The following is a 17,845-nucleotide window of genomic DNA, read 5'->3' as shown; positions in this document are numbered from 1 at the left end:
GGCTGCGACGGTTTCGACCGCAACCGCGTACTGCAACGAACCCCGGCGTATGGTTAAATCAGCCCATGAATCAACCTGACACTTCCGCCGGCGAACCGCGCGCCGGCCGCAACAGCCGCCTGAGTGCCGAAGACTGGGCCCAGGCGGCCCTCGATCTGATTGCTGAACAAGGTGTCGGCGCCGTCGCGGTGGAGCCGCTGGCACGGCGGCTCGGCGTCACCAAGGGCAGTTTCTACTGGCATTTCCCTTCGCGCGATGCATTGCTGCAGGCGGCGCTGGAACGCTGGGAACTGTTCGAACAGGAACAGGTGTTCGGCAGCCTGGAAGACGTACCGGATCCGCGCGTGCGCCTGCGCCAGCTGTTCCAGATGGTGGCGCATGAAGTGCAGCCGCACATCATCTACAGCGAGCTGCTGAAGGCACTGGATCATCCGATGGTGCGGCCGGTGATCGACCGCGTCTCGCAGCGCCGCCTCGATTATCTGGTCGCCTCGTTCCGCCAGGCCGGCCTCAGCTCGACCGATGCGCGTCATCGGGCACGCCTTGCCTACGCCGCGTATGTCGGCTTCCTGCAGTTGTCGTTGCAGCTGCAGCAGCCCAAGCAGGCGCGCGAGGATTTCGAAGCGTACGTCGAGCATCTGATCGAGACGCTGATTCCGAACGGATGAGCGCCCGAGAATGATGTCGAAGGAAGGCCGCGGCGACACCGCGGCCTTTTTTGTTGCGCGCCGGCCAGCCTCCGTCCATGGCGCACAAAGAACAACGGCCCCTTGCGGGGCCGTTGCTGCATCAGCTGATCAGAGTGCCGATCAGAACTTCTGCTTGTACTGCATGTACATGAAGCGACCGATGTCGTAGCCACCGTAGTAGGAGAACTGCGAGTTCGGTGCCGAGTACATCTGCGGGCCGTAGTGGTCGAACACGTTACGTGCGCCGACGGCGATGGTCGCATTCCACGGTGCGTTCCAGGAAACCTGGACGTCGTGGAACATGGTCGAACCACGCTTGTTCATCGGCTGGTCGCGCACCGGATCCGGCGAACCGAAGTCCGGCAGGCTGCACTCGTCGCTGTAGTAGCAACGCTCCTTGACGCTGGAGAAGTAACGGGTGCCCCAGGTCACGCCCCAGTCGCCACGCTCCCAGCCCAGCACCAGGTTCGAACGCAGGCGGAAGTTGCTGCCGAAGCCGTTGAGGATCGACACCGGCACCTGCTGCGCATTGGTGGTCTTCAGCACGTTCTTGGTGACGTAGCTGTTCTGCAGGTTGGCGTTGAAGGTACCCCAGCTGTCGGTCTCGAAGCGGTACGCCACGTCGAAGTCGAAGCCTTCGGTTTCCTGGTAACCGGCGTTACGCGGTGCGTAGGTCAGGTTGATCACGTTGTGACGGTTCGGATCACGGGTGAACGAGTTGCAGCGCTCGGCGATGCCAAGCACGTAGCAGTCGTTCAGCTGGTCATCCGGGCTGTCGGTGACGATCGTGTTGGTGATCTTGATGTTCCACCAGTCCAGGCTCATGTTCAGGCCCTGGGCGAAGGTCGGGCTCCACACCAGGCCAACGGTCTTGGACTTGGACTTTTCCGGAGTCAGGTTCGGGTTGGAGACGGCGTTGAACGGGTCCGGCGTCTGCTCATCCGGACCGCTGGCCGGCACGTAGCCCTGGCGCAGCTGGCGGAAGGTGCTGGCGGTCGGGCCGATGGCCGCGGCGCAACGGGCAGCGACGCCCGGCTGGCCGGTCGAACCGAAGTCGGTATCGCACGGATCGGTGAAGTACGCGAAGGTCTGCGAGCTGCCACCGTACAGATTGTCGATGGTCGGCGCACGGAAGCCTTCGGCGTAGGTCGCACGCACCAGCAGCTGGTCGATCGGCTTCCACTTCAGGCCGAACTTGTTGTTGGTGGTGTTGCCGAAGGTGCTGTACTTCGAGTAGCGCGTCGCGGCGTTGAAGCTCAGTTCCTTGGCACCCGGCAGGTCGGCCAGGATCGGAACATTCAGCTCCAGATAGACTTCGTTGACGTCGTAACCACCACCGGTCGGGCCGGCGGCCAGGTCGGTCGAGTAGCCGGTCTGCGACAGGGCGTCCGGATTGTACGAACCCTTGTCCTCGCGGTACTCGTAACCCAGCGCGAAGCCCAGGTCGCCGGCGGGCAGGGTGAACAGGCTGCCGGCGATGTTCGCGTAGTAGGTCTTGGTGGTGACTTCACCGGTGTTCTTGGTGGTCGGGAACAGGAACTGCTGCAGATCCGGGTTGCCGGTCAGGCCACCGTCACCGGTACGGCCGTACGGAATGGCCGGGTTCCACGGCAGGCAGCCGCCGGCGCCCGGGCCATAGATCGGGTTGGAGCCATCGACCAGGCCTGCTGCCGTGCCGCACTCGACGCGGCCGGTGGCCGGGTTGTAGAACGACGGGCCGGTGGCGGCATTGACCGCCAGCACGTTGTAGTTGCCGGTCTGGCTCTGCTGGTTCTCCGAGTTCTGGTAGATGTAGCCGGCTTCCCAGTCGAAGTACTTGTCATTGAACTGGAAGCTGCCCTGCAGGGCGCCGGTGAAGCGGAAGGTGGTCAGCTTGTTGGTCGACAGGCGCGGCACTTCCCAGCCACGGCGCATGAAGCCCATGTCCTTGCCGAAGGGGTTGTAGTAGCTGTCGGCATCCCACTTGGCACCCAGGCGCTCATACGACGCAGACTGCAACGGATAGCCTGCGACCTGGGCCTGCGACTCACGACGGGTGTACAGCAGGTCGGAGACGAAGCGGATGTTGTCGGTCAGGTCGTACTGGACGTTGGCGAACACCGAGCGACGCTTGGTCGGCGTCAGCAGGTGCATCTGCGTATTGGAGTTGCTGGTGTCACCGGTGATGCCGGCGAAGTCCTGGTCGTGGTACTGGTTGACGTCGCGGTAGTCGCCACCGCGGTTCAGCACCAGCCAGTCATCGGTATCCGGATCGATGATGGTGCCCCACTGGCTGACCGGGCTCCAGTTCTGGGCCGGGTGGAAGGTGGTGCGCGGATAACGGCTGAACCAGCGATCCTTGGCCCACACTTCCTTTTCTTCGGCGTACTCGGCGCCGATGGTGATCGAACCGCGGTCACCGGTGAAGCCGGCCACGAAGTCGTAGCTGGTCTTCTGGCCGTCGCCTTCGCCGTACTGGCCGACGTAGGCGTTGGCTTCCAGGCCCTGGAAGTTCTTGCGGGTGATGATGTTGATCACACCGGCGATCGCGTCGGAGCCGTAGATCGACGACGCGCCGTCCTTCAGGACGTCGATGCGCTCGACGATGGCCGACGGAATCTGCGACACGTCCTGCAGGCCGCTGACGCTGGCGCCGAGGCGCTTGCCGTCGACCAGCACCAGGGTGCGTTCGGCGCCGAGGTTGCGCAGGTCGATGTAGAAGCCACCGACGGCTTCACCGGAGGACAGCGGCTCGGAACGGCTGATGGCCGGGCTGCCGGCTGCGGCGATGTTCTGCAGGACGTCGGCGACCGTCTTGAAACCGCTCTTCTCGATTGAAGCGCGGCTGATGCTCAGAACGGGCTGGGCGGTTTCGGTATCGACCTGACGGATGCGCGAACCGGTGACCTCGATGCGGTCGAGGTTGGTGGCTTCCTGGGCGTGCGCCGTCGCGGTGGTGGCACCGGCGACAAGCGCGATCACAACTGCGTCACGCAGCTGGCTGGACTTGAGTTTCATTGGCTCTCTCTCTCCAAGAAATCTTGGCTGGGGTTAATGCCCGGCGGGGGAGCGAAAAAGCGCTCCCAAATCGCGAGGCTGACCCGATAGTAACGGGCGTTCGCCAAGAATTAAAGCTGTGTTAATCAAGCCTGTGATTTTGGTAAAGATGCGCTTTTCCCATGCCACTCAATAGTTTACCGGCATGGTCAGAGCGCTCTGCCTCGTTTGTTAACGCAGAATGATGAAAAAAGTTTCGATTGAAATGTATCTCACTATGTCGGTGCGCAGCGTTTCATTGCCCAGCGGCGATACCGGTTACGCAAGTGCGCGGCAGGCTTGCACATGCAAAAGGCGCCTTTCGGCGCCTTTGGGAATATCGTTGCTGAGCCTGTTTACCGGGATCAGAGATCCTGTTCGTAACGCACATACGGCACGGTGCCGTCGTCGTTGCTTTCATTGCGCGGGGAGAACGGATTCTTGCCGCGGCTGATCACATTCTCGGCGCCGACGGTGAGCTGGCCGGACCACGGGGTACGCCAGGTCAGGCCGATGCCCAGCCCTTCCCACTTGCCGGGCTTGCCCGGGACGTCGACCACGCGGCCGATGATGCTGCCGGTGAAGTTGCCGTAACCGGCGCCGATGCTCAGGCTCTTGCTGTCCCAGCGATCGACGATGGCCGGCGAGGCGTCGGCCAGCGGAACCAGGCGCGCCTTGGCGTAGGTACCGGCAATGGAGACGAAGCCTTCGCGACCGATGTTCTTCTGCGCGAACACGGTCAGATCGTTCTGCTCGGCACGCAGCGAGGGCGTCTTGTTCGGGCCCGACAACCAGGCGGGCAGGGTTTCACGGCCAGTGCCGGCGGTGATGCCCAGGCGGCTGTTGCCGCGGTTCAGCGCGGCGGTACCGCTGAAACGACGGCTGTTCAGATCATCCTCGTCGCCCAGGCTGGCCAGCATGCAATGGCTGGCCAGACCGCTGATGCTGGTGCCGCTGCTGCTGTTGCAGAGCAGGCCCAGCGAATCGCCGGAGGACAGGCCAAAGGCCGCGTCCAGCGAGTTGCGGCCGAAATGCCAGCGGGCGCCGGCCGCCTGTTCGCCGGTCGGCTCAAGGTACAGCAGCGCCTCGACCTTGCCGCTGCCCTTGTTCCAAACCGGCAGCACGGTGCGGGTGTCCTTGCTCTGCGCATGCACGCCCGTGATCGCGCCAAGGGCGATCAGCAGGGCCAGCGGTAGACGCAGGAAGGTACGCATCGGACCAGTTCAGACAGGGACAGACAACGGAAGTTCCCGTGGGGACGGGAACTCGATCCTAGGGTGTTTATGAATTCTTAACAAGCCTTGATCCTCCCCAGGTACAAGACTGCCGTTCACTGAAGTCGTTCAGGCGCCGGTACAGCCCCCTGGGCGCCGTGGAACAGTATGCCGAACTCCGTCAATGGAAAGTGATACTCGCGTCCGCAGAATTCGCAACGCACCTCGACGGCGCCAGTGTCCTCGGCGGCCGCTCGGGCCTCCTCTTCCCCCAGCGACTGCAGCATGCCGGCCACCCGCTCGCGCGAGCAGGAGCAGGCGAAGGAGAGCGGCTTTTCACCCAGCAGCTCCGGCCGCTCCTCGTGGAACAGGCGGTGCAGCAGCTGCTCGGCCGGGGTCGCCAGCAGTTCGGCCTTGCCCAGGGTCTCGAACAGGGCGCTGGCGCGCGCCCAGCCATCTTCGTCGCCTTCGTCGCCCGGCAGTTTCTGCAGCAGCAGGCCGGCGGCACCGTTGCGGTCGGCCGCCAGCAGCAGGCGGGTGGGCAGCTGCTCCGACTGGCGGAAGTAGTCCTCGAAGGCCTCGTCCAGTTCCGGCGCGGTCAGCGCGACCAGGCTCTGGTAGCGCTGCGGCTCGCGCGGGTCCAGGCCGGGGTTCTCGATGGTGATGGCGAGGATGGCGTCATCGCCGAGGCTGGACAGGTCACGCGGCGCGTCGGCGCCTTCGCTGAGCTGGGCGATGCCACGCAGGGTGCCGCCCGCGGTGCATTCGGCGAACAGGGTGCGCAGGGCAGTGCTGCTGCGCAGCTGCACTGACAGGCGGCCGTCGATCTTGGTGTGGCCGGTGAACAGGGCCGAGGCGACACAGGCCTCGCCGAGCAGCTCGGCAGCGGCGTCCGGGTACACGGCGTGGGACAGGATTTCCTGCCAGGTGGCCTGCAGGTGCACATGCACGCCGCGGACGCCGGCGTCGGGGAGCAGGAAACGGATCAGGGAATCGGAGTTGGCGGTCATCGGCTCACATCGCGCGTAAACGGGGGCGGTTGCCGGATAATGCGCCGACAACCAGATAGAAGAAGGATGCACCAGTAATGGGGGCAGCGGGAGAGCAGCACAAGGTAGTGGCGGAGGTGGCCGCACCGCGCCGGCGACGCTGGCGCTGGAAGCGGCTGCTGTGGCTGCCGGTGCTGCTGGCCGCCTTCAGCTGCCTGCAGGTGCTGGTGCTGCGCTTCATCGACCCGCCGGTGTCCACGGTGATGCTGTGGCGTTATGGCGAGGCGCTGGGCGAGGCCGACTGGTCCTATCGGCTGCATTACCAATGGCGCGACCTCGACCAGATGGCACCGAGCCTGCCGATCTCGCTGGTGGCGGCCGAGGACCAGCGCTTCCCCGACCACAATGGCTTCGATCTGCAGGCCATCGAAAAGGCCCGCGACCATAACGCCAGGGGAGGGCGCCTGCGTGGCGCCAGCACGATCAGCCAGCAGGTGGCCAAGAACCTGTTCCTGTGGCAGGGCCGCAGCTGGATCCGCAAGGGCCTGGAAGTCTGGTACACGGTGCTGATCGAGGCGCTGTGGCCGAAGGAGCGCATCCTGGAGATGTACGCCAACATCGCCGAGTTCGGTGATGGTGTGTACGGTGCGCAGGCGGCAGCCCAGAAATACTGGGGCAAGGACGCGGCCCGGTTGAGCCCGGCCGAGAGTGCGCGACTGGCGGCGGTACTGCCGGCACCGCGACGCTACAACGCGGCCGCACCGGGGCCGTATGTGCAGCGGCGCGCCGCATGGATCCAGCGCCAGGCGCGCCAGCTGGGAGGCGCGTCATACTTGTCGGAGGACTGAGGCAGGCGTGGCGTGAGCGGCGGGCGACGGGTCGTGCGCCTGGCCGGCAATGTACAATCCGGGCATGACCCGCGAACGGCTCACTTTTGTCATCGCCGCCTACAACGAGGCCCTGGCATTACCGCTGCTGCATCCACGGCTGTGCGCGGTGCTGGACGGCATGCCCGACATCGACGGCCACATCCTCTATGTGGATGACGGCAGTCATGACCGCACATGGGAGGTGATCGCGGGGTTGGCCCAGGCTGATGCGCGCGTCTCGGCGCTGAAGCTGTCGCGCAACTTCGGCAAGGAGGCGGCGCTGACCGCGGGCCTGGATCTGGTGCACGAGGGGGCAGCGATGATCCTCGATGCCGACGGCCAGGACCCGCCGGAGCTGGTGCCGCAATTCGTCGCGCGCTGGCGGGAGGGCCATGACAACGTCTACGGCACGCGCATGGCCCGCGATGGCGAGTCCTGGATCAAGCGCGCCACGGCAGCGATGTTCTACCGGGTGATGGGTCGCCTGTCGCGTACGCCGATTCCGGCCGATACCGGAGATTTCCGCCTGCTGTCCCCGCGCGCGCTGAGCGCCCTGCGCGGGATGCGTGAGCGCCACCGTTTCATGAAGGGGCTTTTCAGCTGGGTAGGCTTCAAGCGGATTGCCGTGCCCTATCACCGCCACGCGCGCGTGGCCGGCACCAGCAAATTCAGCCTGTGGCGGCTGTGGAATTTCGCCCTCGAAGGCATCACCGGCTTCTCGACTGTTCCGCTGCGGGCTGCCACCTACCTGGGACTGGCAACCGCCGCAGTCGCGTTTGTGTTCGGCCTGTGGGTGATCGTGAAGGCGGCGCTGTATGGCGACCGGGTGGCGGGTTGGCCGACGATGATGGCGGTGATCCTGTTCCTGGGGGGAGTGCAGTTGATCGCGCTGGGGCTGGTGGGAGAGTACCTGGGGCGGCTGTACGAAGAGTCCAAGCAGCGGCCGTTGTACCTGGTTGACGCGTGGCTAGCATCCGCCGTGGCAGACTCGGCCCTGCAACCCACCCTCGGAGGGCAGGCAGATGACGACGGTACGACAACTGTTGGATGGCAAGTCTCCTGAAGTACATGCGGTCGCGCCGGACGCGGCGGTGATCGATGCGATCCGGTTGATGGCGGAAAAGGGCATCGGTGCGGTACTGGTGATGGACGGGCCGCGGCTGGTCGGGATCCTGTCCGAGCGTGACTACGCACGCAAGATCGTGCTGCGTGATCGTTCATCGCGCGATACCGCGGTGGCGGAGATCATGACGGCGCAGGTGGTGACGGTGTCGCCCGGTGAGCAGGTGGAGCATTGCCTGCAACTGGTGACCGACTACCGCATCCGCCATCTGCCGGTGGTGGAGGGCGCGCAGGTGCTGGGGGTGATCTCCATCGGCGACCTGGTGAAGTCGGTGATTGATGCGCAGCGGCGCGAGCTGGACCAGCTGCAGCAGTACATCGTGGCGGGGTGAGGTGTTCGCTGGCGGGCCTGCGGCCCGCCGGCCCGCCAACAGCAAGTGCAGAAGCAGAAGCGGCGCCTTCCTGATACGTCGGAGAGGCGGAGGGCATGGGCGTGCAGGACACGCCGCAAGTACGTCCCTGTAGGCTCGATGGCGCCATCCATGGCGCCAACGGTCCTGCACGCCCATGCCCTCCGCCTCTGGAAACATTTCCGCGAGCGCGGTGCGTACATGCGCGGTGCCTCGCCTTTGGTAGCCGCCAACCTTGGTTGGCAACAGCTTTTGACTTTGCTTTTTTTTTTGACTTTGAATTTCCGCTCTCGTTCCGCGCGCGCAGGAAACTGTCAGGAGGGGGACGGGTGACGCAGGCAGGACCGTTGGCGCCATGGATGGCGCCATCGAGCCTACAGGGACGTACTTGCGGCGTGTCCTGCCTGCGTCACCCGTCCCCCTCAAGCCACCATCAATGCAGGCGCCGCGAACAACGCTGTAACCCTACTTCGCATACTGCCCCCCGCAGTCGGCATCCTTGCCCGGCCCCAGTTCGATGGTTGCCAGCAATGCCGCCGGCGGGGCGATGCTGCCTAGTGCCAGGGCCACCGCGCCGCGGATGCCCAGCGCCTTGAAGTCCGGGCGGAACGACGGGTCCTTGAAAGTGCCGGCGATGTGCAGTGGCGAGCGCAGCACCAGGATGCTCTTGTCCTTCGGGCGTGGCTTCAACAGCAGGTCCAGGCTCTCGTCGCGCAGGCTGACCGTGCCTTCGCCGATGAGGATCGTGTCGGTGGTATCCACCGCCAGCGCCTGGCTGGTCATCAGGCCGTCGCGCACGCCGAAGTCGGCGAAGGCGCAACGCAGGGGAATCTGCTTGTCGCCGGTCACCAGGAATTTCAGCGACTCGGTGATGTCCAGGCCGGCCAGTTCCATCACCAGGTTGCCGACATGGCCACGGCCCATTGCCAGGCCGACCTTGCCGCTGCTGCTGCCGAGCATCGCGGCGATCGAATTGCCGCGGCCACTCAGGTCCACCTCGCCGCCGATGCCGCCCTTGGCCTGTTCGGCCAGCTTGGCGTCGGGGAACAACTGGCCAAGCTGCACGCCGCGCACACTGGCCTTCAGCGCGGTACTGATCTGCGGCTGGCGCGCGTCCATGCGGATCGTGCTGCGGATGTCGCCGCCGGCGACGCCGAAGTTCAGTGGGTCCAGCCGCAGCACACCGTCATCCAGCAACAGGTGTGCATCCATGTCGTCCAATGGCAATGACGGCGCGTTGATGCGGTGGGCTTTCCAACGCACGTCGGCATCCATCGCACGCAGCTTGCCGAGGTTGTAGGGCGTGTCCGGCAACACACGCGCTCGCGCGGCGAGCCGTGCGGCCTCGGCCTTCTGCTCTGCATTGGCGGTTTCGCCGCCGCCGGTCTTCGGTGGCGCACCGACGAAGCCGGCCAGGTCATCGAAGTCCAGGCGTCTGGATTCCAGCGTGGCGGTCAGTCGCGGGCGCGCGCCTCCCACTTCGAACTGCAGGTTGCCACCGAGGTCGCTGTCGCCGACCTTGCCGGTGAACTGCTCGTAACGCCAGAGGTCGTGGTCACGCTTGAGCCGACCATTCAACGCGTAGGGCGGGGACGGCGGAATGGCGATGCCGAGCAAGGGGTAGAGGTCGGCCAGGTCCTGGCCGCTGAGCGCGAACTGCAGGTCGAACACGCGCAGCTGGAAGGGATTGGTCAATGTGCCGCTGGCGACGGCGTGGGTGGCGCCAGCGCGACCGTCGAGGTGGATGCGGAACGGGTGGCCGCTGTCGGTCAGCTCCAGCGGTGATTCAGTACCACCGCGCAGGGTGAATGGATTGCCCTGCCAGCGTCCCTTGCCCTGCACCAGCAGCGGTGGCGCCGCGTCGGCCTGTTTCGGCTGGCCGCTGCGCACGTCCACGCGGATATCGGTGCGGCCGAGCGCATCGAGGAACTGCAGGCGACCGTCATCGACGCGCAGCCGTTTGAGCTGGGGGCTGGTCCCGCCGGCGCTGTCACCGAGGAAATCCCAGTTGCCCGGTTCGCCCTTGCGCGGGGCGGTTTCCAGCAGCACGTCCGGCCGGGTCAGGCGCACTTCGGGCAGCTGCACGCTGCCGCGCAGCAGGGGCCAGACCCGCACGTCGATCTCGACGCGGTCGGCGCTGGCCATATCGGGTTGTTTCGCCCAGCTGGCATTGGCGAAGGTGACCGCATCGGCGCGGATCGTGCTGGTGCGGCCGAGGTCGACATCAAGGTTCCCGATGTGCAGCACGCGGCCGGTGCGTGCCTGCACCGCGCGCTCCACCGGCCCCTTGAACCAGTTCCAGTCCCACAACGCGATCAGTACCAGGATCGCCGCCAGCAGGAAGATCAGGATCGTGAGCCAGCGCCGGCCTCGTGGGCCGGGGCGGCGGAGGCGCCAGCGGGGCGTGCGCTTTGCGGCAGGGGAGGCGGCAGCATTCACGCTGCCATGGTTGCCCCCTCTTCGTGGACAGGGCGCGAAGCGACCATGTGCATGGTGTGCACGCGCTGCCGTCGAGCGGCCGTTACAGCACCTGCATGGTGACCGCGACGAAGTGGCAGACGCTGCCGCCGATCACGAACAGGTGCCAGATGGCATGCGAGTACGGGATCGATTCACGGTGGTAGAAATAGGTCCCCAGCGTGTACGACAGGCCGCCGGCGAACAGCCAGGTGAGGGTGCCGCCATCGATCGAGGCCCACATCGGCTTGATCGCCACGACCACCAGCCAGCCCATGGCGATGTAGATCACCGTTGAGAGCACCTTGAAGCGGCCGGTGTAGAACAGCTTGAACACCACGCCGCCCAGCGCCAGCGCCCAGATCGCGGTGAACAGGCCCCAGCCCCACGGACCGCGCAGGCCGATCAGGGTGAACGGGGTATAGGTGCCCGCGATCAGCACATAGATCGCGCAATGGTCGAACACCTTCAACCGGCCCTTGGCGACCGGATGCTGGATGGCGTGGTACAGCGTGGAGGCGGTGTACAGCAGCAACAGCGCGATACCGAATACGATCGCGCTGGCCAGCTGCCAGCCGTCGCCGTAGATCGCCGCCAGGGTGATCAACACCGCGCTGGCTGCCAGGGCGAATACCGCGCCCAGGCCATGGGTCAGGGCGCTGGCGATTTCTTCACGGATCGAAGCAATGGACGTCGTGGACATGGCGTAGGCATTGTTCGCGGGGAGGGGGACCCGCACCCCCCTATCATCGCCGCGATGGGCGATGCGTGCACGCCTGTCACCGTATGGTGGGTGAATGCCTGCCTTGCGTTGGCTGGGGTCAGAGCCCTTTCCTGCCGGAAAGGGATCCGACCCCGTGGCATCAGCCTGCCGAAACGGTATGCGCCGCTTCGCGGGTGGCCGAGAAGCGCACGTCCGGCGAGCGTTCCTGGGCCAGCTGCAGGTTGACCCGGGTCGGCGCCAGGTAGACCAGGTGCCCGGCGGCATCCAGCGCCAGGTTCAGCGCGTTCTTCTCGCGGAACTCTTCCAGCTTCTTCTCGTTGCTGCAGTGGACCCAGCGCGCAGTGGTCACGCTCACCGGCTCGAAGGTGGCTTCCACGCCGTACTCGTCCTTCAGGCGGTAGGCGGCCACGTCGAACTGCAGCACGCCGACGGCACCCAGGATCAGGTCGTTGCTGGTGAGCGGGCGGAAGAACTGGGTCGCGCCTTCCTCGGACAGCTGGGCCAGGCCCTTCTGCAGCTGCTTGAGCTTGAGCGGATCGCGCAGGCGGGCGCGGCGGAACAGTTCCGGGGCGAAGTTGGGGATCCCGGTGAAGGTGACCGCTTCGCCTTCGGTGAAGGTATCGCCAATGGAGATGGTGCCGTGGTTGTGGATGCCGATCACATCGCCCGGCCACGCCTCGGCGGCGATCTCACGGTCGCTGGCCATGAAGGTCAGCGCGTTGGCCAGCTTCATTTCCTTGCCGGTACGCACGTGGAAGGTCTTCATGCCGGCGCTGAAGCGGCCCGAGCAGACCCGCATGAAGGCCACGCGGTCGCGGTGCTGCGGGTCCATGTTGGCCTGGATCTTGAACACGAAGCCGGTCAGCTTGTTTTCTTCCGGGGCGATCTCGCGGCCGGTGGTGGAGCGCGCCTGCGGTGCGGGTGCGTGTTCGACGAAGAAGTCCAGCAGCGGCTGCACGCCGAAGTTGTTGACGCCCGAGCCGAAGAACACCGGCGTCTGCTTGCCCTCGCGGTAGGCCTGCAGGTCGAACGGGTGGCTGGCGCCCTGCACCAGTTCCAGCTCGTCGCGCAGGTCGGCCAGCATCTGTGCACCGATCTTCTCGGCCAGGCCGGGAGCATCGATGGACGGGAAAATGGTCGAGTCCTGGCGGGTGAAGTTGCGGCCCGGTTCGTACAGGTGCACTTCGCCGGTCAGCAGGTGGACCACGCCCTTCAGGCGCTGGCCCATGCCGATCGGCCAGGTGACCGGCGCGCACTGGATGCCGAGCACGGTTTCCACTTCATCCAGCAGCTCGATCGGGTCCTTGCCCTCGCGGTCGAGCTTGTTGATGAAGGTCATGATCGGGGTGTCGCGCAGGCGGCACACTTCCATCAGCTTGATGGTGCGCTCTTCCACGCCCTTGGCCACGTCGATCACCATCAGCGCCGAGTCCACCGCGGTCAGCACGCGGTAGGTGTCTTCGCCGAAGTCGGCGTGGCCGGGGGTGTCGAGCAGGTTGACGATCTTGCCTTCATACGGGAACTGCATCACCGAGGAGGTGACGGAGATGCCGCGCTCCTTTTCCAGCGCCATCCAGTCGGAGGTGGCGTGGCGGGCAGCCTTGCGGCCCTTGACCGAACCGGCCATCTGGATCGCGCCCCCGAACAGCAGCAGCTTTTCGGTCAGCGTGGTCTTTCCGGCGTCAGGGTGGGAAATGATGGCGAAGGTGCGGCGACGCGACGCTTCGTTGGCGACTTCGGACATGGCAGTGGCGCCCGCCCGGGGCGCTTTTCAAAGAGATAAGCGCCCGATTATACCGGCCGGGGGCGGTCAGCGCCCGGTACCGCCTTCGGCCTCGCCCTGGCGGGCGAACTGCAGCTGGCCCTGCTCGGCGAAGATGCGCACCGGCACCGAGCGCAGGCCCATGCCGCGATTGACCTGCACCACGAAGTGCAGGTGCGGGGCACTGCTGTAGCCGCTGTTGCCAGACAGGCCGATCGGCTGTCCGGCCCCTATCGCCTGGCCACGACGCACGCGCATGCCGCCGGCCTGCAGGTGGCCGTACAGTGCCATGCTGCCGTCGCTGTGCAGCACGCGGATGAAGTTGGCGCGGGCACCATCGCGTTCGCGGTCCTGGCCGTTGCCACGGAAGCCATCCTGGATCTGCATCACCGTACCCTCGCGCGCGGCCAGCACCAGGGTGCCCTCCGGCAGTGCGAAGTCGACCGCGTCGCGGTTCTCCTCGTCGTCATGGCTGAATCGTCCCTGCGGCGCCTGGTCCACGCGCAGGCGCGCCGCATCGAATGGCAGGCGGTAGGCGACATCTTCGGCCTGTGCGGCCGGGTTGCCCGGCACCGACTGCAGGCGCAGATCCAGCATGCGGCCATCGATCGGGGCGGGCAGGTGGCCGACTACCAGGCTGCTGTCGCCCTGGATCAGCGACTCGACCGGGAGGCCTTCGACCGGGTGCCCGGGGGCGGCGCGCAGCTGGATCTGCAGCGGCCCTGCCAGCCCGTTGTCGATCCGGGCCTGCCATTGCGTACCGACCGGCTGCAGGCGCAATTGGGCCATGGGGGCGGCGCCCTCGGCACTGCCTGCGCGGGTGGCCGGGGCGGAAGGGGGAGCCAGTCCCCAGCCCTGGCGCCAGTCGCCGGCGTGTGCGGTCGCGCTCGCCAGCAGAGGCAGCAGCAGGCAGGACAGGGGCAGGCGCGACATCGGCGTTTCCAGCGGAATGGACCGCCCGGACTGTACCCGATCCTGAACAGGGCGACCGGGACGGCCTTCGCATAGCTGTCCCAAGAATATTCATCGCTTTATCCGCATGAAGGGATTGACAGTGCCGGAAAGGGCTGGCATCGTGGCCCCACCATCGAGACCGGCAGAGGGACAGGCCCTTTGAAGCCGGGGCAGCCCGCAGGCGCGCAAGCGTCTGCGTAGGTGCCAAATCCTGCGGGGACCGTGGCGTCCACCGAAAGATGGTTCGAACCATGCACCACACGTGCATCTCGAACGCGGGCCCCGCGAAGGCTCGATGGCCGATTCCCCAACCGGATCCCGCCATGAGCTTCGCCGCCAGTACCGCCATTCGCCCCGAACCCTTTGTCCCCGTCAGCGTGCCGGTCGAAGACCGCGTGCATGCCGAGCGCGGTGAGTTCGCGGCGGTGCTGTCGATGCGCCACGCCGGCCCCAGCCCGGTGCGCCTGCGCTATGAGTGGGTCGGTCCGGCCAATGCACCGGTGGTGGTGCTGGCCGGCGGCATTTCCGCCCATCGCCACGTGGCGTCCAACACGCAGTTCCGCGAGAAGGGCTGGGCCGAAGACCTGGTGGGCAGCGGCCGCGCGCTGGATCCGCAGCAGCTGCGCGTGCTGGCCTTCGACTTCATCGGCGCCGACGGTGCACTGGATGTGCCGATCGATACCGCCGACCAGGCCGATGCCTTGGCGCTGCTGCTGGACCATCTCGGCATCCGCACGCTGAAGGCCTTCGTTGGCTATTCGTATGGCGCGCTGGTCGGCCAGCAGTTCGCGATCCGTCATCGTGCCCGCGTGCGCCAGCTGGTGCTGGCCAGCGGTGCGCACCGACCGCATCCGTATGCCGCCGCTTGGCGCGCATTGCAGCGCCGCGCGGTCGCGCTGGGCCAGCTGCAGTGCGGCGAAGACCACGGCCTGGCCCTGGCCCGGCAGTTCGCCATGCTCAGCTACCGCACCCCGGAAGAGTTCGGCGAGCGCTTTGATGCTGCGCCGGAGGTCATCAATGGCCGCGTGCGCGTGGCTGCCGAAGACTATCTCGACGCGGCCGGTGCGCAGTATGTCGCGCGCACGCCGGTGACCGCTTACCTGCGCCTGTCCGAATCAATCGACCTGCACCGCGTCGATCCCACCGCGATCCTGCCGCCGACCGTGGTGGTGGCCGTGGAGGGCGACCGCCTGGTGCCGCTGGCCGACCTGGTCGGCCTGGTCGAAGGGCTGGGCCCGCGCGGCAGCCTGCGCGTGCTGCGCTCGCCCTATGGCCACGATGCCTTCCTCAAAGAAACCGATCGCATCGATGCGATCCTCGCCACCGCCTTCCGCACTTCTGGAGAGTCCGCATGAGCCTGCACGCCAACGAGCCGTCCTGTAGTCGTACCACTGCCGCCGTCCGTGCCGGCATCGATCGGGACACCGCGCATGGCGCGGTCACGCCGCCGATCGTGCTGTCGTCGAACTTCAGTTTTGAAGGCTTCGGCAACAAGCGCCAGTACGATTACACGCGCAGTGGCAACCCGACCCGCGACCTGCTGGGTGAAGCGCTGGCCGAACTGGAAGGCGGCGCCGGCGGCGTCATCACCGCGACCGGCATGGGCGCGATCAACCTGGTGCTGAACGCGCTGCTGCAGCCGGGCGACACCCTGGTGGTGCCGCACGATGCCTACGGCGGCAGCTGGCGGCTGTTCAACGCGTTGGCAAAGAAGGGGCACTTCGAACTGGTCACCGCCGACCTGACCGATCCGCGAGCGCTGGCGCAGGCGCTGGCCACGCAGCCAAAGCTGGTGCTGGTGGAAACCCCGTCCAACCCGCTGCTGCGCATCACCGACCTGCGCTTCGTCATCGATGCCGCGCACAAGGCCGGTGCCCTCGTGGTGGTCGACAACACCTTCCTGTCACCGGCGCTGCAGCAGCCGCTGTCGTTTGGTGCGGACCTGGTGCTGCATTCCACCACCAAGTACATCAATGGCCACAGCGATGTGGTGGGTGGGGCGGTGGTCGCGCGCGATCCGGCGCTGCACGAGCAGCTGGTGTGGTGGGGCAACGCGCTGGGCCTGACCGGTTCGCCGTTCGATGCCTTCCTGACCCTGCGCGGCCTGCGCACGCTGGATGCGCGCCTGCGCGTGCACCAGGAAAACACGGCGTCGATCGTTGCCCTGCTGGACCAGCATCCGGCGGTCGGCGCGGTGTACTACCCGGGCCTGGCCGATCACCCGGGCCACGCCATCGCCGCGCGCCAGCAGAATGGCTTCGGCGCGATGCTGTCATTCGAACTGGCGCACTGCGCCGGTGATGATCCGCATGCGGCGGTGCGTGCATTTGTGGACGGGCTACGCTGTTTCACCCTGGCCGAATCGCTGGGCGGCGTCGAAAGCCTGATCGCACATCCGGCCACGATGACTCATGCGGCGATGACCGCCGAAGCGCGTGCAGCCGCCGGCATCAGCGAAGGGCTGCTGCGCCTGTCGGTCGGCATCGAGGCCGAGCGTGACCTGCTGGCCGATCTCGGCGCCGCGCTGCAGCGCGCCGAAGCGGTGATCGATGCGGCCGCCCGCCGCAAACAGGTGGTGGACGCATGAGCGCACTCGCCGCTGACATTCCTGCGCTGGGGGCGGGACGCCTGGCGCTGCTCGGTACGGGCACGGTCGGTTCGGCCTTCGTACAGCGCTACCAGGCGCTGCAGGCACGCGGGTTGGAACTGCCCAGCGTGCAATGGCTGGCCAACTCGCGCACCGCGCTGGAGATCGATCGCGACCTGGCGCTGCCCTTGGAACTGGCACGTCGAGCCCCCCGCGATGGCCACAGTTCGCCACCATGGGCGAGCGCCGAAGGGCTGGAGCGTGGCGACGTGGTGGTCGATGCCACGGCCAGTGAAGACGTGGCCGCCCGTCACGTGCAATGGCTGGCGCGCGGCGTGCATGTGGTGACCGCCAACAAGCTGGGCCGGGGCGCGCAGCTCGCCCGCGCGCAGGCCATTGCCGAAAGCTGTGCCGACAGTGGCGCGCGTTATGGCGACAGTGCGACCGTTGGTGCCGGGCTGCCGCTGTTGAGCAGCCTGCGCGCGCTGGTGGCCGGTGGCGATCACATCCATGCCATCGAGGGCGTGCTGTCCGGCTCGCTGGCGTGGCTGTTCCATCGCTATGACGGCCAGTCGCCGTTCTCGGCGGCGGTGCGCGAGGCGCTGGCGGCCGGTTATACCGAGCCAGACCCGCGTCTGGACCTGTCCGGCGAGGACGTGCGCCGCAAGCTGCTGATCCTGGCGCGCAGCAGCGGGCTGGCGCTGGATGCGTCGCAGGTACAGGTGGATTCACTGGTGCCTGAAGCGCTGGCAGCGTTGCCGCTGGAGGATGCCGTGGCTGCCTTGGAGCAGCTGGATGCGCCGCTGCAGGCGCGTTGGCAGCAGGCACGTGACAACGGCCGCGTGCTGCGTTTCGTTGGCCGTATTGACAGCGAAGGTGCGCAGGTGGGCCTGCGCGAACTGCCGGCCGATCATCCGCTGGCGCAGGGTGCCGGCACCGACAACCGCGTGGCCATCCACAGCGATCGCTACCGCCACCAACCCTTGTTGATCCAGGGACCGGGTGCCGGCGCGGAAGTCACTGCGGCTGCGTTGCTGGATGACGTGCTGCGGATCGTGGGTTGATCGCATTGTTCCTGTAGCGCCGAGCCCACGCTCGGCTGCTCCTGACAGA

14 protein-coding genes and 1 riboswitch are annotated in these 17,845 nt (G+C 66.5%); of the genes, 7 read left to right on the top strand and 7 right to left on the bottom strand.

Annotated elements, in window-relative coordinates; all coding sequences use genetic code 11:
- The first annotated feature begins 65 nt into the window (after positions 1-65).
- Positions 66-668, top strand: coding sequence for a TetR/AcrR family transcriptional regulator (locus tag ACT6SE_RS15875; protein ID WP_046432031.1), 603 nt, complete (start codon positions 66-68; stop codon positions 666-668).
- A gap of 141 nt (positions 669-809) precedes the next feature.
- Here the strand turns inward: ACT6SE_RS15875 and ACT6SE_RS15870 are convergent, their stop codons facing one another.
- The 3 genes from ACT6SE_RS15870 to hslO all read right to left on the bottom strand — a co-directional run bounded on the left by ACT6SE_RS15870 (position 810) and on the right by hslO (position 5,928).
- Entirely contained in the window at positions 810-3,686 is a 2,877-nt protein-coding gene (locus tag ACT6SE_RS15870) for a TonB-dependent receptor plug domain-containing protein (protein WP_014648072.1), read from the bottom strand.
- A gap of 383 nt (positions 3,687-4,069) precedes the next feature.
- Positions 4,070-4,918, bottom strand: coding sequence for an XOO1806 family protein (locus ACT6SE_RS15865; protein ID WP_014648071.1), 849 nt, complete (start codon positions 4,916-4,918; stop codon positions 4,070-4,072).
- A 116-nt stretch (positions 4,919-5,034) separates the two neighbouring features.
- Positions 5,035-5,928 (bottom strand): Hsp33 family molecular chaperone HslO, encoded by an 894-nt coding sequence (gene hslO / locus ACT6SE_RS15860; RefSeq protein WP_014648070.1) that lies wholly within the window; start codon positions 5,926-5,928, stop codon positions 5,035-5,037.
- 77 nt (positions 5,929-6,005) lie between these two features.
- Between hslO and mtgA the strand changes: the two genes are divergently transcribed.
- From mtgA to ACT6SE_RS15845, 3 genes are all read left to right on the top strand, one after another.
- Positions 6,006-6,755 (top strand): monofunctional biosynthetic peptidoglycan transglycosylase, encoded by a 750-nt coding sequence (gene mtgA / locus ACT6SE_RS15855; RefSeq protein ID WP_032957384.1) that lies wholly within the window; start codon positions 6,006-6,008, stop codon positions 6,753-6,755.
- 64 nt (positions 6,756-6,819) lie between these two features.
- The gene (locus tag ACT6SE_RS15850) at positions 6,820-7,839 is read left to right on the top strand and encodes a glycosyltransferase family 2 protein (RefSeq protein WP_046432038.1); all 1,020 of its coding nucleotides are present in this window, start codon (positions 6,820-6,822) and stop codon (positions 7,837-7,839) included.
- Positions 7,799-8,230 carry a CBS domain-containing protein gene (locus ACT6SE_RS15845; RefSeq protein ID WP_012511858.1) on the top strand — a complete coding sequence of 144 codons (432 nt, stop codon included), beginning with the start codon at positions 7,799-7,801 and terminating at the stop codon, positions 8,228-8,230. The genes ACT6SE_RS15850 and ACT6SE_RS15845 overlap by 41 nt, the downstream gene beginning before the upstream one ends.
- Before the next feature lie 483 nt (positions 8,231-8,713).
- Here ACT6SE_RS15845 and ACT6SE_RS15840 read toward each other — a convergent pair whose 3' ends face one another.
- The 4 genes from ACT6SE_RS15840 to ACT6SE_RS15825 form a co-directional block, all read right to left on the bottom strand.
- Positions 8,714-10,687, bottom strand: coding sequence for an AsmA family protein (locus ACT6SE_RS15840; protein ID WP_032955910.1), 1,974 nt, complete (start codon positions 10,685-10,687; stop codon positions 8,714-8,716).
- An 82-nt stretch (positions 10,688-10,769) separates the two neighbouring features.
- Positions 10,770-11,408 (bottom strand): PAQR family membrane homeostasis protein TrhA, encoded by a 639-nt coding sequence (gene trhA, locus ACT6SE_RS15835; RefSeq protein ID WP_005410682.1) that lies wholly within the window; start codon positions 11,406-11,408, stop codon positions 10,770-10,772.
- Between the two features lie 160 nt (positions 11,409-11,568).
- Entirely contained in the window at positions 11,569-13,173 is a 1,605-nt protein-coding gene (locus tag ACT6SE_RS15830) for a peptide chain release factor 3 (RefSeq protein WP_014648065.1), read from the bottom strand.
- 66 nt (positions 13,174-13,239) lie between these two features.
- Positions 13,240-14,124 (bottom strand): M23 family metallopeptidase, encoded by an 885-nt coding sequence (locus ACT6SE_RS15825; RefSeq protein WP_046432023.1) that lies wholly within the window; start codon positions 14,122-14,124, stop codon positions 13,240-13,242.
- Positions 14,125-14,272: 148 nt separating this feature from the next.
- Positions 14,273-14,391: riboswitch (SAM riboswitch) on the top strand.
- 77 nt (positions 14,392-14,468) lie between these two features.
- Here ACT6SE_RS15825 and metX point away from each other — a divergent pair.
- From metX to ACT6SE_RS15810, 3 genes are read left to right on the top strand one after another with little or no spacing between them, the layout of a single operon-like run.
- Positions 14,469-15,500 carry a homoserine O-succinyltransferase MetX gene (metX, locus tag ACT6SE_RS15820; RefSeq protein WP_014648063.1) on the top strand — a complete coding sequence of 344 codons (1,032 nt, stop codon included), beginning with the start codon at positions 14,469-14,471 and terminating at the stop codon, positions 15,498-15,500.
- Positions 15,497-16,732, top strand: a complete 1,236-nt coding sequence (locus ACT6SE_RS15815; protein WP_046432019.1) for an O-succinylhomoserine (thiol)-lyase — start codon at positions 15,497-15,499, stop codon at positions 16,730-16,732. The genes metX and ACT6SE_RS15815 overlap by 4 nt, the downstream gene beginning before the upstream one ends.
- The gene (locus ACT6SE_RS15810) at positions 16,729-17,796 is read left to right on the top strand and encodes a homoserine dehydrogenase (RefSeq protein WP_046432017.1); all 1,068 of its coding nucleotides are present in this window, start codon (positions 16,729-16,731) and stop codon (positions 17,794-17,796) included. Before ACT6SE_RS15815 ends, ACT6SE_RS15810 begins: the two co-directional genes overlap by 4 nt.
- Positions 17,797-17,845 lie beyond the last annotated feature (49 nt).

The organism is Stenotrophomonas sp. LC732 (assembly GCF_052446685.1).
In the GTDB taxonomy this organism is placed as follows: domain Bacteria; phylum Pseudomonadota; class Gammaproteobacteria; order Xanthomonadales; family Xanthomonadaceae; genus Stenotrophomonas; species Stenotrophomonas muris.
Note: the sequence above shows the minus strand (reverse complement) of the source record. Positions and strands in the feature narration are given on the sequence as shown.

What these genes read in the sequence shown, in the direction of transcription:
- ACT6SE_RS15875 (WP_046432031.1), top strand. Translation starts at nt 66, where the DNA reads ATGAATCAACCTGACACTTCCGCCGGCGAACCGCGCGCCGGCCGCAAC.
- ACT6SE_RS15870 (WP_014648072.1), bottom strand. Translation starts at nt 3,686, where the DNA reads ATGAAACTCAAGTCCAGCCAGCTGCGTGACGCAGTTGTGATCGCGCTT.
- ACT6SE_RS15865 (WP_014648071.1), bottom strand. Translation starts at nt 4,918, where the DNA reads ATGCGTACCTTCCTGCGTCTACCGCTGGCCCTGCTGATCGCCCTTGGC.
- hslO (WP_014648070.1), bottom strand. Translation starts at nt 5,928, where the DNA reads ATGACCGCCAACTCCGATTCCCTGATCCGTTTCCTGCTCCCCGACGCC.
- mtgA (WP_032957384.1), top strand. Translation starts at nt 6,006, where the DNA reads ATGGGGGCAGCGGGAGAGCAGCACAAGGTAGTGGCGGAGGTGGCCGCA.
- ACT6SE_RS15850 (WP_046432038.1), top strand. Translation starts at nt 6,820, where the DNA reads ATGACCCGCGAACGGCTCACTTTTGTCATCGCCGCCTACAACGAGGCC.
- ACT6SE_RS15845 (WP_012511858.1), top strand. Translation starts at nt 7,799, where the DNA reads ATGACGACGGTACGACAACTGTTGGATGGCAAGTCTCCTGAAGTACAT.
- trhA (WP_005410682.1), bottom strand. Translation starts at nt 11,408, where the DNA reads ATGTCCACGACGTCCATTGCTTCGATCCGTGAAGAAATCGCCAGCGCC.
- ACT6SE_RS15830 (WP_014648065.1), bottom strand. Translation starts at nt 13,173, where the DNA reads ATGTCCGAAGTCGCCAACGAAGCGTCGCGTCGCCGCACCTTCGCCATC.
- ACT6SE_RS15825 (WP_046432023.1), bottom strand. Translation starts at nt 14,124, where the DNA reads ATGTCGCGCCTGCCCCTGTCCTGCCTGCTGCTGCCTCTGCTGGCGAGC.
- metX (WP_014648063.1), top strand. Translation starts at nt 14,469, where the DNA reads ATGAGCTTCGCCGCCAGTACCGCCATTCGCCCCGAACCCTTTGTCCCC.
- ACT6SE_RS15815 (WP_046432019.1), top strand. Translation starts at nt 15,497, where the DNA reads ATGAGCCTGCACGCCAACGAGCCGTCCTGTAGTCGTACCACTGCCGCC.
- ACT6SE_RS15810 (WP_046432017.1), top strand. Translation starts at nt 16,729, where the DNA reads ATGAGCGCACTCGCCGCTGACATTCCTGCGCTGGGGGCGGGACGCCTG.